The 14,933-nt window shown below is 46.4% G+C and carries 12 protein-coding genes and 1 pseudogene; all 13 read right to left on the bottom strand.

The genetic code is table 11. The features are described from left to right. Positions 1-69 precede the first annotated feature (69 nt). Positions 70-2,031 (bottom strand): methyl-accepting chemotaxis protein, encoded by a 1,962-nt coding sequence (locus ACX5J7_RS08310; protein ID WP_498706759.1) that lies wholly within the window; start codon positions 2,029-2,031, stop codon positions 70-72. A gap of 333 nt (positions 2,032-2,364) precedes the next feature. Then, positions 2,365-2,649 carry a pyrimidine/purine nucleoside phosphorylase gene (ppnP, locus tag ACX5J7_RS08305; RefSeq protein ID WP_015066495.1) on the bottom strand — a complete coding sequence of 95 codons (285 nt, stop codon included), beginning with the start codon at positions 2,647-2,649 and terminating at the stop codon, positions 2,365-2,367. A gap of 24 nt (positions 2,650-2,673) precedes the next feature. Next, positions 2,674-3,264, bottom strand: a complete 591-nt coding sequence (locus ACX5J7_RS08300) for a DUF938 domain-containing protein (protein ID WP_474116443.1) — start codon at positions 3,262-3,264, stop codon at positions 2,674-2,676. Positions 3,265-3,290: 26 nt separating this feature from the next. Next, positions 3,291-5,915: a methionine synthase gene (gene metH / locus ACX5J7_RS08295; RefSeq protein ID WP_483379989.1), complete on the bottom strand. Its 2,625-nt coding sequence runs from the start codon at positions 5,913-5,915 to the stop codon at positions 3,291-3,293. 9 nt (positions 5,916-5,924) lie between these two features. Next, on the bottom strand, positions 5,925-6,992 hold the full coding sequence (locus ACX5J7_RS08290) for a homocysteine S-methyltransferase family protein (RefSeq protein ID WP_498706756.1): 1,068 nt from the start codon (positions 6,990-6,992) through the stop codon (positions 5,925-5,927). 3 nt (positions 6,993-6,995) lie between these two features. Then, positions 6,996-7,934 carry a homoserine O-acetyltransferase MetA gene (gene metA / locus ACX5J7_RS08285; protein WP_015066493.1) on the bottom strand — a complete coding sequence of 313 codons (939 nt, stop codon included), beginning with the start codon at positions 7,932-7,934 and terminating at the stop codon, positions 6,996-6,998. Between the two features lie 167 nt (positions 7,935-8,101). Beyond that, positions 8,102-8,536, bottom strand: coding sequence for a DUF2802 domain-containing protein (locus tag ACX5J7_RS08280; RefSeq protein ID WP_012517689.1), 435 nt, complete (start codon positions 8,534-8,536; stop codon positions 8,102-8,104). A 59-nt stretch (positions 8,537-8,595) separates the two neighbouring features. Beyond that, on the bottom strand, positions 8,596-9,087 hold the full coding sequence (locus ACX5J7_RS08275) for a chemotaxis protein CheW (protein WP_012517688.1): 492 nt from the start codon (positions 9,085-9,087) through the stop codon (positions 8,596-8,598). A 17-nt stretch (positions 9,088-9,104) separates the two neighbouring features. Beyond that, positions 9,105-9,920, bottom strand: a complete 816-nt coding sequence (locus ACX5J7_RS08270; protein WP_012517687.1) for a chemotaxis protein CheW — start codon at positions 9,918-9,920, stop codon at positions 9,105-9,107. 7 nt (positions 9,921-9,927) lie between these two features. Next, positions 9,928-10,692 (bottom strand): annotated as a pseudogene (locus ACX5J7_RS08265) (ParA family protein). Positions 10,693-10,720: 28 nt separating this feature from the next. After that, positions 10,721-11,851 (bottom strand): protein-glutamate methylesterase/protein-glutamine glutaminase, encoded by a 1,131-nt coding sequence (locus ACX5J7_RS08260; protein ID WP_020743071.1) that lies wholly within the window; start codon positions 11,849-11,851, stop codon positions 10,721-10,723. 28 nt (positions 11,852-11,879) lie between these two features. Next, positions 11,880-14,135, bottom strand: coding sequence for a chemotaxis protein CheA (locus ACX5J7_RS08255; RefSeq protein WP_012517684.1), 2,256 nt, complete (start codon positions 14,133-14,135; stop codon positions 11,880-11,882). Between the two features lie 12 nt (positions 14,136-14,147). Beyond that, on the bottom strand, positions 14,148-14,903 hold the full coding sequence (locus tag ACX5J7_RS08250; protein ID WP_024015887.1) for a protein phosphatase CheZ: 756 nt from the start codon (positions 14,901-14,903) through the stop codon (positions 14,148-14,150). Positions 14,904-14,933 lie beyond the last annotated feature (30 nt).

The raw sequence follows: 14,933 nt of genomic DNA, 5'->3' as shown, positions 1-14,933 counted from the left end.
ACTGAGCCGGCGTAACAGCCAAGCCCAGCGCCACCTTTTCCTTTGTTGGTGAGAGATAGATTTACACATTTAAATTTTAAACTGCCCTACCAGCTCTTTTAAGTCGCTAGAAACTCCGCTTAGTTGGGTGGCTTCAACAGCTAACTCTTGCGCGTGTTCGCTCGTTCTATCACTTAAGCCTGTTATCGCCACCAGCGACTTATTAATATCTTGCGCAACTTCTGTTTGCTGTTCAGTGGCAAGGGCTATGTGTGTGCTCTGCTCGTGCACCAGACCAATGGATTGGGTAATGTAGCGCAAGGTTTCTACCACTTTTTCAGTTTTTTCTACACCGGACTGTGAACGCGCCTGACCTTGTTGCATAACGCTATTCGTTTGTTCTGACATGGCTTGTAGTCGCTCAACCATTTTTCTGATGTCGGTTGTAGACTCTTGAGTGCGGCTAGCGAGTGAGCGTACTTCATCGGCAACCACAGCGAAACCGCGCCCTTGCTCGCCCGCACGGGCAGCTTCAATCGCGGCATTTAGCGCCAGCAAGTTAGTTTGTTCGGCAATGCTGTTAATAACGTCCACCACTGCGCCAATGCTGTCAGACTCTTTACTTAAACCGCTAACCACTTCGACGCCGTCACTAATGGCATCTGCTAAGGCACGAATTTCTTTCATCGCGTCCTGCACTTGCTCACTTCCGCTTTGCACAAGTTCGTCTGCCTTGGTTGCGGCGTCGCTCGATTGCGCCGCGTTTTTAGAAATTTCGACCACTGTCGCCGCCATTTGTGTAACCGCTGTCGACACATTATCCACTTGGCTGCGCTCTTGATTAATTTCCTGACTGGTCGCGTGGCTTACATCACGTAAATGGTCGGCCGCATCCGACACCGCTTTAGTACTTGCCGCCGTATCTTTAAGCAATACCCTTAGTTTGTCAGTAAAAGTATTAAACTCTAAGGCAAGAGCACCGATTTCATCATTACTTTTTACTTCTAAACGCTTGGTTAAGTCTCCGTCGCCGTGGGCAATTTCTGCCATAGCATTGCGCATCTCTACTAATGGCTGTGTAACTTTCGCGCTGGCAAAATAGGTAATAACCGCGATTAGAGCAATGATTACAATAGCCACTATTATTGCTGTGGTAATGGCATTGCTAATGGGCGTATTAATGATGCTGGCCGGAATAAGAATACCTAGTGACCAGTTCATTTGAGGAGAGGTTAATGTGGCATGCTCAAATACCGCCACATACTCTTCTCCTTTCCACGTCACATGAGCAATACCCGATGCATTAGCGGCGATGTTACTGGCTAGATTTGCAAAGCCTTGGGTGTCGTCAAATACACTGTCGAAATTGCGTATTGAAGAGCTAAGCGGTAAATCTTCGCTTTGTTTTGGGAAATACACGATGTTTTGGTTTTCATCGAGTAAAAACGCGGTACCTTGGTTTTCATAGCGAATAGCATCCACGACTTTGCCTACCGTACTTATAAGAATATCGACGCCGCCTACCCCTAATAAGGTTCCGTTTTTGTATATGGGCGATTGAACAACAGCGGAAACACTGCCGTCTTGAGAGTCTACCGCAGGAGGCGTAACGTATAACTCGCCCTTTTGGACGGCAGTGGTAAACCACGGGCGCTTTGTAGCAAAGTAACCAGCATTCACTTTACCGGCGTCGGGCCCTGACGTATCAACGCCTACCCGCCCTTCTTCGTAAAAGTATTCACCGGTTTTTGCTGAACCAAAAAATGCAGATTTAATAATGGGGTCTTGGCTGCTGATATTTTCAAACGTAGTGTAAATTGTTTCGGCTTGTGCGAGCTGGCTCTCTGAGGCTCCTCGCGAAGTGTGCTTAGCAAAAAAATCTTGTAGAAAAGGGCTGCTTAAAAACGCACTGGCCACGCCGCCATATGTAGAGAAAAAGCCTTCAACGTCGTTGGCTTCACGTGCAACTAACGATTTCACTTCTTTTTCAACTCGCAGACGAGTGTTATCAGCAACGGTATTAACTAGAAAAAAGGCAGTGATTAGTAGCATTAAAGCAATGCTCCCACCTACGATAAGCATAAACTTTTTTTGGAGTGATATGGACTTCATGTGTACTTCTCATTGTTTACCAAACGCCGTAACTTGTAGTGTGTTTCCGTCACAATAAGAATTTGCACAAGTTATAGGTTTAGCTTTATTGGTATAAAGCGTTATTAACACTGGGTTAATTACGCTTATTACTACTTTGAGATATACGAAAGAATATTACAACCTTTGAAAGTCAATTCTACGAAAGTTTAAGTTGGTAAATGAATAATGAGGGCCGTGAGCTTTTGCTTGTATTCGGCCCTCGTGAAGACCTACGGTATTACCAGGTAGGTGTTAGCTGTAGAAGCAAAGATAAGCGGTGGGTGTAGAAACTTTCACATCAAACGATACATTGGCAGGCACATTGAAGCTCGTACCGGTTACAAAAGATTGCCACTCGTCGCTTTTTGGTAGCTTGACAACAAGCTCGCCTTCTACCACTTTCATTAGCTCTTTATGTGAGGTTGAGAAAGTGTACTCACCGGGTGACATAACACCTGATGTACAAGGTCCGTTCGCAGACTCAAACCCAATCGAGCTCACTTTGTTGTCGAAATAATGGTTTACTTTAAAGCTCATAGCTACTCCTTTGATTAATGCCATTTAGCGCTTTTGCCAAATGAGCATGTGATTATTAGCGGGCATGTCGATCACTTCTTTTAAGCTCAACTCGCCTGCCCAAGCGGTAAGCTCGTCAATATCTCGGTAACCACCGTAGCCTCTTTCTATCAGCGACAAGTGGAAAGCTTGGTTACTCTGTGAAGTGAATTTACCCCTGTGAGTAAAAGGGCCGTATTGACAAAAAACACCGTTTTGCGGAAGGTTCGAGGCAATCAACTCCATCAGAAGTTTTGCCTCTTCTTTTTGCATAATGTGCGCAGTATTCGCAGTAAACACGCCGTCCACGTCAATATGAGGAAAGTCATCGCGTCCCACAGTAAACGCCACGGGCGCGCTTATGTTATCTAAACTAGCCTCAGCAAGCCATGCTTGTACGCCCGAGTGATACTGAGGCTGGTCGCTGGTATGCCATATTAGATGGGGTAAATGTTCGGCAAAAAACACCGCATGTTGACCTGTGCCACTGCCTATTTCTAACACCTGCTTACAATTCGCAAACGTGCATTCAAGCACGCCTAAAATGGCGCGCTTGTTATTTTCACAGGCTTGGCTAAATGGCTTTTCGCATTGCATCTTTTTTACCTGTTTATTAGCCAACGCTAGTCACTTAAGTTAGGACCAAGCCACTTCTCGGCCTCTTCTAGCGTCCAACCTTTGCGCTTAGCGTAGTCCTCTACTTGGTCGCTTTGAATTTTAGCAACCGCGAAATACTTAGCGTCAGGATGCGCGAAATACCAACCAGAAACTGACGCCCCGGGCCACATCGCATAGCTTTCGGTGAGCTTCATCCCCGTATGCGCTTCAACAGACAACAAATCCCAAATAAGCTGCTTTTCAGTATGTTCTGGGCAGGCTGCATAACCTGGAGCCGGGCGAATACCTTGATATTTTTCGCGAATAAGCGCTTCGTTACTTAGCGCCTCGTCCTTTGCATAACCCCAGTAATGTTTACGTACCTGCTCATGAAGATATTCAGCAAAAGCTTCGGCTAACCTGTCGGCTACGGCTTTTACCATAATGCCATTGTAGTCATCACCTGCTTGAATATAACTATCAGCCAGCTCATCTTCACCTATGCCCCCCGTGACCGCAAAAGCGCCTACATAGTCTTCAATACCGCTCGACTTTTCAGCCACAAAGTCGGCTAAGCAGTAGTTAGCGAACTTGTCTTTAAGCGTTTGTTGACGAAGGTGGTGGCCTACTCCGCTTACTTTTGTGCGCGATTCATCGCTATAAATTTCTACATCATCGCCCACGCGATTGGCGGGGAATAGCCCTATAACACCTTTCGCTTGAAGCGTGTTGTCTTCAATGATCTTATCTAGCATGGCGTTGGCATCATTAAACAACGACTGCGCCTGCTCACCGACTACATCATCGTTGAGTATTCGAGGATACTTACCCGCTAAAGACCAGGTCAAAAAGAACGGTGTCCAGTCAATATAATTGCGCAGTGTCGCTAAATCAGCGGTAACAGGGGTTACACCTAATGTCGCAGGTTTTACAGGCAGCGTGTTAAAGTCGGGCTTAAACGCGTTATCTCTAGCCTGCGCTAACGTGACAGGCTTACTGCGAGGCTTCTTACGGGCATGCTGCTCGCGCACTGTTTCGTACTCTTTCGCTAACTCTTTGGCGTAGATGTCACGGGACGCTTTATTAAGTAAGCGCTGACATACACCCACCGCTCGACTGGCATTAGGTACGTAGGAAACAGGGGCGTGGTAATTTTGCTCAATTTTAACGGCAGTATGCGCTTTAGACGTGGTTGCCCCACCAATAAGCAGCGGAATTTCAAAACCCTGACGCTCCATTTCTTTCGCAACATGCACCATTTCGTCAAGCGATGGGGTAATCAGCCCCGACAGCCCAATCATGTCTACGTTTTCGTCTTTGGCGGTTTGCAAAATAGTGGCGGCTGGTACCATCACGCCTAAATCGATAACTTCAAAGTTATTACACTGTAGTACCACACCTACAATGTTTTTACCGATATCGTGAACGTCGCCTTTTACCGTTGCTAGTAGAATTTTACCGTTGCTCTTAGCATCGTCTGATTTTTCTTCTTCAATGAAGGGCTGTAAGTGCGCTACCGCTTTTTTCATTACGCGGGCAGACTTTACGACCTGAGGTAAGAACATCTTACCTTCGCCGAACAAATCACCTACTACGTTCATACCGTCCATTAAAGGCCCTTCAATAACGTGTAGCGGACGTTCAGCCTGTTGTCGGGCCTCTTCGGTGTCGTCGATGATATAGTCGGTGATCCCTTTTACAAGGGCGTGCTCTAAACGCTTATTTACGTCTTGTTCGCGCCAGCTCAAATCTTCTTTTGCTGCAGCCTTACCGTCGCCTTGATAGTTAGGTGCAATGTCTAGCAAACGCTCGGTGGCATCACTTCTGCGATTTAAAATCACGTCTTCAACGGCTTCGCGAAGTTCAGGTGGAATTTCGTCATACACCTCTAACTGGCCTGCATTAACTATAGCCATATCCATACCCGCACGAATTGCGTGATATAGAAATACCGAATGCATGGCCTCTCGTACTGGGTTATTCCCCCTGAACGAGAAAGAGATATTAGATAGGCCGCCGGAAATATGTGAGTACGGACAGGTTTTACGTATTTCGCGGGTAGCTTCAATAAAGTCCACCGCGTAGTTATCGTGTTCCTCGATACCTGTAGCTACAGCAAAAATGTTGGGGTCAAAAATAATATCTTCTGGCGGAAAACCGATGTCTTCAGTCAGCAGTTTATAGCTGCGCTGACAAATCTCGACTTTACGGGCCTGGGTGTCGGCCTGACCGGTTTCGTCAAACGCCATAACCACGGTTGCAGCACCATAACGTTTTATGAGCTTAGCTTGATGTAAGAAAAGCGCTTCCCCTTCTTTTAAGCTAATTGAGTTAACAATAGCTTTGCCCTGTACGCATTTAAGGCCCGCCTCTATCACTTCCCATTTTGATGAATCAATCATGATGGGTACGCGGCTAATATCGGGCTCAGAAGCTATGAGGTTTAAGAAGGTGATCATAGCCTGCTTGGAATCAAGCATGGCCTCATCCATATTGATATCGATGATTTGGGCACCGTTTTCTACCTGCTGTCTAGCGACATCAAGTGCGGTTTCATAATCACCTTCAAGAATAAGGCGTTTAAAGCGAGCGGAGCCTGTAACGTTGGTGCGCTCACCGATATTAATAAATGTGGAAAATTCTGCGCTCATAATGCCCTCCTAGTGTACAAAAGGCTCTAGGCCTGACAAACGCATTTTAGGTTCAAATGCAGGTACGTTACGTGGCGCTATACCCGCTACCGCATTAGCGATTTCGCGAATGTGGTCTGGCGTACTACCGCAGCATCCGCCTACGATATTCACAAGCCCTGATTGCGCCCATTCTTTAATGTGCTCGGCCATTTCTGGCCCTTCCATATCGTACTCACCAAACTCGTTAGGTAGGCCAGCATTGGGGTGTGCCGAAATAAAGCATTCACTGATTGCCGACACTTCATCCACGTATTGACGCAATAAGTCGGGGCCAAGGGCGCAATTTAACCCGAAAGAAAACGGGCTGATGTGACGCATCGAATAATAAAATGCCTCGGCGGTTTGCCCCGATAATGTGCGCCCTGAAGCGTCGGTAATTGTGCCAGACACCATAACAGGTAAAGACTTACCTAGCTTTTCAAACACCGACTCCACCGCATAGGCTGCGGCTTTGGCATTTAGTGTGTCGAAAATAGTTTCTAACATGATTAAGTCTACGCCGCCTTCAATGAGTGCCTCGGTAGACTCGCTGTACGCATCGACAAGTTCATCGAACGTTACGTTGCGTTTACCGGGGTCATTGACATCTGGCGAAATCGAGGCTGTGCGATTTGTTGGGCCTAAAACGCCTGCCACGAATCGCGGTTTGTTTGGCGTTTTCGCAGTAAACTCGTCAGCGGCTTTTCTGGCCAACTTGGCCGCCGCCACATTGATGTCCCGCGAATGGGCCTGCATGTCATAGTCGGCCATAGCAATTGTGGTGGCGTTAAAGGTGTTTGTTTCAATGATATCAGCGCCTGCTTCGAAGTAGTCGCAGTGAATTTGATAAATAATATCCGGCTGAGTAATAACCAGCATATCGTTATTACCTTTTACGTCACAGTGCCAATCTGAGAACTGTGTTCCGCGGTAATCATCTTCTTCTAATTTGTGACGCTGAATCATAGTGCCCATAGCGCCATCAAGAATAAGAATGCGCTCTTTAGCGGCTTTTGTAAGCGTTGTCTGCGCGCTAGATATTGTATTTTTGCTCACGTGCTACCTCTTTGGCTGTGACTTTTCAGCAAGCTGACTTAAATCGTAAGGCGTGGTCTGATAAACATAATAATTCAGCCAGTTTGTAAACAATAGACTGCCGTGCGACCGCCACTGTACAATGGGAGACGTGGCTGGGTCGTCTCCTTCAAAATAATTCTTCGGAATGGGCGGTGTTTGGCCGGCAGCAATGTCGCGTAAATACTCGTCTTTTAGTGTATCGGGGTCGTATTCTGGGTGGCCGGTAACAAATACCATGCGCTTGTCTTCAGAGGCGACAATATAGGCGCCTACCTCATCAGACTCTGCGACCACGTTAAGCCCGTCAACACTGTTGTACAACGAAGTATCGATATGCCCGTAGCGTGAATGGGGGGCATAGAATGACGGATCAAAGCCTCTTAATAACTCATTATTTGGATCGTTAACTTTGTGCTTAAACACCCCTGAAAACTTTTCATCTCGCAGTTCGCGGGTAATGCCGTAAAAGTGGTACATGGCTGCATGGGCCGCCCAACACAGATAAAGCGTCGAATTTACGTGGCGCTGCGCCCACTCCAAAATAGTGGTCATGGTTTCCCAGTATTTCACTTCTTCGTAATCGATAAGCGCTAATGGGGCGCCGGTAACAATAAGGCCATCATACTTTTTGTTCGCCACCGACGAAAAGTCATGGTAGAAAGCGTCCATGTGCGACTGGGGCGTATTCTTGGGCGCTTGGTTGTCTATGCGGATCAAATCCACATTTATCTGTAGTGGCGTGTTTGAGAGCAGACGCAGCAGTTGCACTTCTGTCTCAATTTTATTCGGCATTAAATTTAAAATACCCACTTCAAGAGGACGAATATCCTGGTTAGCCGCCCTGTCCATGTCCATGGTAAAAATGTTTTCACCTAGTAGTACATTCTGTGCGGGTAACTGCTCAGGAATACGAATTGGCATAGAGGGCTCCAGTGATAAATTACAATACCCGTATTGTGTCTATAACTGGGAATATGTCAACATCTTTACGTCTAGACGTCTAAACGTTTTTTTTGAGTAACGTAATGGAGGGACTTTCTCGTCGATAGAAGCGAATTGGAATGATTAATCACCTTCTGCCAATGTTTTTAGCTGTGTTGCTTGTGCACCATCACCAACATTTCAGCTTCGGCACGCGGAATGTCACACGCTTCAATGATTTCATCAATACTTGCCCCTTGCTTCACTAGTTCCGCGGCACGTTGATATAGACGCAGTGAAGGGTCTTGAAGCTTCAGCTCACGAACATGGTTTTCAATATCGGTTTGCTTTTCTTCTAGTTCTTTCAGGTGGCGTGTAATAACAAGGGTTCTTGCCTGCGCTTCAGTTTGCTGATTATTGGCGTTATTAGCTATGGCTTCTACGCGTAAAATAGCTTCTGCGTTTTTATTTTCACAATCATTTAGCGCGGCGCGAAGTGTACATACATGCGAGTAAATTACACCTATAGCAACGATAAGTATAAGGATGAAAACGCATAATACAATTTCTAACACGGTAGGTGCAGCGAGCTGCCAATCCATGGATATAACCCTTGGGGAAACGCAGGAGGCATGACTAACCATGCCGCCCGTTCATTTATTTAGATGCTGCTAAGCTCATCCCACTCTTCATCACTTAGCAACTTATTGAGATCAACAAGTATCAGTAGTTCACCGTCTCGGTTGCTCACGCCTTGAATAAACTTAGCGCTTTCTTCCGTGCCCACGTTAGGGGCACTATCAATCTCTGAAGACTTCAGATAAACCACTTCTGCCACGCTATCTACAAGGATACCGACTACCTGTTCGTCAGACTCAATTATAACGATACGCGTATTGTCAGTAATTTCTGTTGGCGGTAAACCAAAACGCGCGCGAGTATCGATTACCGTCACAACGTTACCACGCAGGTTAATAATACCTAATACGTAGTCGGGCGCACCGGGAACTGGGGCTATCTCGGTATAACGCAATACTTCTTGTACTTGCATTACGTTAATACCATATGTTTCATCACCTAGGCGATACGTTACCCATTGAAGGACTTCGTCGTTACTGTCGGTGGCATTGCTATTTATTCTTTCGTCGCTCATGAACCTGGCTCCCGATACTATGGCGTCTGGTCGTTACTGCCTAAGCCTTTGTTAAGCATAGATATTAATTCTTCAACGTCAATTAACGCGCACATTTTCTCTTTAACCATCCCCGCTAACCAGGGACGTTTACCTGTGGACTCGCGCCATTTAACGTCATCGGAGGTCAAATTGACCGTATTTACAAGCTTTTCGCTTGCCAAGCCCCACACACTCTCTCCTAACATTATAAGATATCGGTAGTTGAGCGATTGTGCGAGGTTTTCATCATATTTTTCTGGCATCACCCATTTAGCTGAGTCAACTACATTTAGTTTAGCCTCTCTATGCAACATTACACCCATAAACCAATCGGGTTTGCCAAACAGCGGCCCAATCTTTTCAATTTGATGAATGCCGCCTAATGTAGTTAATGGTACAGCCAAGGTTAAACCAGCGACCTCAAAGAATAGCGCTTGAAAACGAAAACCGAGAGTATCCTTTAGTGGAATTTTTGTTTTGTTTGCGTCACTTAACGCGGTTTCATTTTGACTCTCTACTTGAGGTTCTATTGCCGATGCCGCTTCGTCTTCAGAAACCTCTACTTTTTCTGTCTCGATAAAAGCGGTAACTTTTTCGGCGATTACGGTTTGTGGGTCAGCGCTCGTAGAGTCAGCCTCTGTTTTCAACTCGTCTACATGAGTCAGTGCCGACTCAGTCATCTGTTGAGACGCTTGTTCAAGCAATTTAGCCGTGCGCGCAGTGACATCTTCAGGTGTCTCTGGTTCTTTGAGAAGGCTATCTAAGTAGGCCTCCATCACTTCTTCACGGGCGAAAGGCGATTGCTTGCTCATTTTTGTATTAATTCTCCAGTACGGCTAACAGCTTTGCGTAGGCTGACACACCACGAGTTTTAGGGTACGCCGCCGAAATTGGCAGCTGTACTAAACTGGCGTCTCTAAAGTGAGTATCTACGGGAATAACCCTTCCCACACACGCTCTCCGTAGTCGTCTATTAATCGTTTGCGCGATGCTAACGCTGCGTTTGTGCGCTTATCAAACATAGTGGGAATGATGACTGTATCAAATGATTTATTCAAAGAGCGCCCCATTATTTCCATGGTGCGGATCATTCTGTCTAAACCTTTTAATGCTAGGTATTCCGTTTGCGTTGGCACAATAACTTTGTCACATGCCGCGAGTGCATTCACCATCAATACGCCTAGCACGGGAGGACAATCGATAATCGCTACGTCAAATTCATCTGCTATCTTGGCGAGCGCTTTTTTTTAACACCAAGCCCATGCCTTGTTCACTACCCATGGTTCTGTCTAATGTAGCCAGTGCCATGGTGGCAGGAAGCACATATAAGTTGTCCAACTTAGTGGGACAAAGGCAGTCCATTACATTATCGGCAGAAAGTGCGTTTGATTGAATAAAAATGTCGTAAACTGAATGACTTGTCGCTTCGGCGTCAATGCCGAAATAATAACTCAGTGATGCGTGAGGATCAGTATCGATCATCAGCACTCGCTTGCCCTGTTGCGCAAGCAACCCGCCAAGGCTTACTGTTGTGGTTGTTTTTCCCACGCCGCCTTTTTGATTCGCTACTGTCCACACTTTCATGATTTATATTCCGTTAGTGTCCAAGCCGCTATCGCATTTCGGTTTGAACGCAACTGCTAATATCGTCAATATTAATGCTTTTACTTGATATATTAGCAGCGGCTACGGCTTGGGGCATGCCATACACCACACAGGAGTCTTGGTCTTGTGCCCAAATAGTCGCACCTTTGTCCTTCAGCATGCGGCACCCTTCTTTGCCGTCTGCGCCCATGCCTGTCAAAATGACGCCTAATACATCTCCCCCATAGGCTTTGGCCAGCGAGCTGAACGTTAAATCAACGCTGGGCTTATAATTAACCTTGTCGCTCGCACTTGCATCGACAATAGCTATACGCTTATTCGCGCCTATGGTTTCTAACAACATCTGTTTACCGCCCGGCGCTAAATAAGCGTGGCCCGGCTCCACTATATCGCCATGCTCAGCTTCTTTTACTTTTATATTGCAGTTTGAATCTAAGCGCTGAGCAAATGCCGTGGTAAATGTGCCCGGCATATGTTGGACAAGAAAAATGGGATATGGGAATTCTGCAGGTAGTGGTGACAGCACTTTTTGTAGCGCCACAGGACCACCTGTAGATGCACCTATCGCCAAGCATTTATATTGCTTTCCCGTCGCCCTTACAGATGAGACGGTGGGCTGTTTTGCCGCGTCTTTATGGCCAGAAAGTAACCCCGATGTTTTAAAAAACGCCTGCTTGGGTGCGTTATCCGGTAGCTTTCTTGTTTCTGTGGCTCTAAAAGATGGACGCTTAAGGCCAATACCTCGACGCGCTATTAACCTAACTTTAGTACATAATAAGCGCGATGCATCTTTTCTATCTTGAGCAATATCTTCAAATTTTTTCGGCAAGAAGTCGAGTGCACCGGCTTCTAGTGCATCGAGTGTAGCTTGCGCTCCATGATGAGTAAGCGAAGAGAACATGAGGATCGGCGTAGGCCGTTTTTCCATGATAGCCTTTACCGCCGAAATGCCGTCCATTACGGGCATTTCCACATCCATTGTTATGACATCAGGTTTAAGTGCCTCTGCTTTTTCTAAGGCATCGCGCCCGTTTCTTGCTTCCCCAACAACTTCAAGCTCTCTATCATCGTCGAGTATTTCTTTTACTCGACGACGATAAAATGTCGAGTCGTCCACCACTAGGACTTTAAAGACCATGGATTATTATTCCTATTAATTCATCGCCTTACTTGATGGGTTTACGCGCGTACCGTTTTAGCAGGCTCGGAACATCTAAAATAAGTGCAATCCCGCCATCTGAAGTAATGGTTGCTCCCGCCATACCCGGCGTGCCTTGAAGCAAAGCATCAAGAGGTTTGATTACCACTTCTTCTTGACCTATTAGCGCGTCTACGACGAATCCAACTTGTTGTGTACCAATTTGTACTACAACCACGTGCCCTTTTTCTCTATTAATATCTTTAGGGCCACGAATTAGCCATTCGCCAAGGAAGAACAACGGAATTGCCTTTGAACGAACTATCATTGTTAGTTGGCCATCAACCGTGTTGGTCTTTTTGATGTCCATGTTTATTATTTCGTTCACCGCACCTAATGGTAACGCAAAGGTCTGTTTTCCTACAACAATCATTAACGTAGGCAAAATAGCTAAGGTTAGAGGCACTTTTATTTCTAACCTGGTCCCTTTTCCTAACTGAGAATCAATGTTTACGGTACCGTTTAGCTGGTTAATTTTGGTTTTAACCACGTCCATACCGACACCACGACCAGAAATATCGCTGATCTCTGTCTTCGTTGAGAAGCCCGGTGCAAAGATTAGATTGAACGCCTCAACGTCTGACATACGCGCTGCCGCATCTGCATCGAGAACGCCACGGCTGATGGCAATTTCCTTGAGCTTTTCGGCATCCATCCCTTTACCATCGTCTTCGATGGTAAGTAAAATATGATCGCCCTCTTGGGAAGCAGATAATTTAACCGTTCCCATACGAGGCTTACCTGAAGCGGCGCGATCATCAGGCATTTCAATACCGTGATCGACCGAATTTCGAACCAAGTGAACTAATGGGTCTGCCAGAGCTTCTACTAAATTTTTATCTAAATCAGTGTCTTCACCAACAAGCTCTAAAGTAATCTCTTTCTTCAAGCTTCGCGCTAGGTCACGTACAACACGGGGGAAGCGGCCGAAAACCTTTTTAATAGGCTGCATGCGGGTTTTCATCACCGCACCTTGGAGGTCTCCAGTCACTACATCTAAGTTCGCAATGGCTTTCGACATGCTTTCGTCGTTGCTGTTTATGCCTAAGCTGATTAGCCTATTTCTTACCAATACTAGCTCGCCCACCATGTTCATAATTTGGTCTAGACGCTTAGTGTCGACCCGCACCGTGGTTTCAGCCGGTGGGGCTGCGGCAGCTGCCTTTTTATCATCTTTCTTAGGCGCTGGGCTAGCCGCTTTGGGTTTCGCGGTTGAGCCTGGCTTAGATGGTGCGGCTGAATTTGACGTAGGCGCAGCTTTAACAGGTGCTGCTTGTTTAGCCTTCTGAACAGCTTCAGTCGCCGCTTTATCTACTGGTGGCTCAGGTGAAATAGGCGCTGCGCTTTGTTGCGTAGGGCCTTGACCTGAACCATGCAGCTGATCAAGAAGTGCTTCGAACTCATCGTCAGTAATTTCTTCATCGCTGCTTGAGTTCGATGGTGCGGGCGCTACCGGTGCTTTAGGTTCAGAGGCAGGAGCAGCGCTAGTTGCGAACTGGCCTTTGCCGTGTAAATCGTCGAGAAGCGCTTCAAATTCTTCGTCGGTGATATCGTCGCTATCGCCGCCAGCGGTCGGTGTCGTGGGTGCTGAAGGTGATGCTGGCGCGACTGATGGCTTACTTGCTGAAGAAGATTGACCTGGCGCATTTGAACCATGAAGTTCATCGAGTAACGCTTCGAATTCATCTTCGGTTATTTCGTCAATACCACCGTCGCTTGTGCCGCTAGGCACTTGCGCTGTAGGTTCTTCAATGACAAGTTCAGGCTCCGCAGCAAATGACTCAGGTGCAGTGGCTGACTCTTCAGAGGCGCCAAAAATGTTTTCATCTGGCGTTTCCGGGCGACTTAATTTGTGCAATAAGTCGACAAGGTGTGCATCTGCAGGTTCGAGTGGATCGCGAGCTTTAACCCGCTCAAACATCTCTACCACCACGTCAGTGGCCTGCAAAATAATATCCATCAGTTCTGGGGTTAGGGTTCTTTGTCCATTGCGCATTACGTCAAAAACGTTTTCTGCACCGTGACAAATTTCTACTAACTCTGTGAGCGAAAGAAAGCCCGCTCCACCTTTAACTGTGTGATATCCACGGAAAATTGCATTCAGCAAATCCGCATCTTCAGGATTGTTCTCAAGATCAACGAGCTGTTCTTGTAATTGTTCAAGTATCTCTCCAGCCTCAACCAGAAAGTCCTGTAATATATCCTCGTCAACATCAAACGACATGCGCCCGCTCCCCTAAAAACCTAAGCTAGACAGAAGATCATCTACGTCATCTTGGCCAGAAACGACATCATCGCGTTTCTCGGCGTCAATAATTGGGCCTTCTGCCTCTACACCATCAACCTTATCGGCCTTAACGCTAGATGGTTTAGTTTGTTCTTCACCTTCGCGCTCGCCAAACATGGTTAGCATATTAACTAAGCTATCTTCTACCTCTTTTACAAGGTCGATAACGCGACGGATAACTTGACCCGTTAAGTCTTGATAGCCTTGAGCCATCAATACTTCGGTAAGTAACTGTGTAAGTTTAGCTGACTGAAGCGAACCGTCTTCCAATAATTCGTCTAAATCTGCACATAACGCTTTGAACTCGCCCAACTCGATTTGGCGGTTCATGAGCTTTTTCCACTCAGGCATCACTTTTTCGATACGCGCCGACAGCATTTCCGCTATCGGCATACTCGCTTCCACAGCGTCCATTGTAGTATTAGCTGCTTTTTCGGTTTCTTCAATTACGTAGGTTAGGCGGGATTGTGCATCGGGAATATCGTCGGTAGCTAAGTTTTTGATGCGGTCGTCAATTTGAAAATTATTTAACGCGTCATGGAGTTGACGCGTTAACTTTCCTACTTCAGCAAATAGCTCAACGTTTTCCTTCATTGAGGCAGCTTCAAGTAGAGCGTTAGCAGACGCGTTGTCACCTTCTTCCAGATAGGTGACAAGCTGTTTGGCCTCTTCTAACGAAATTGGAACGTTTACATTCGTTGTCATCCAGTAAACCTCATTTATCTGGTGAGCGTC

This window comes from Alteromonas infernus (assembly GCF_902705815.1).
Note: the sequence above shows the minus strand (reverse complement) of the source record. Positions and strands in the feature narration are given on the sequence as shown.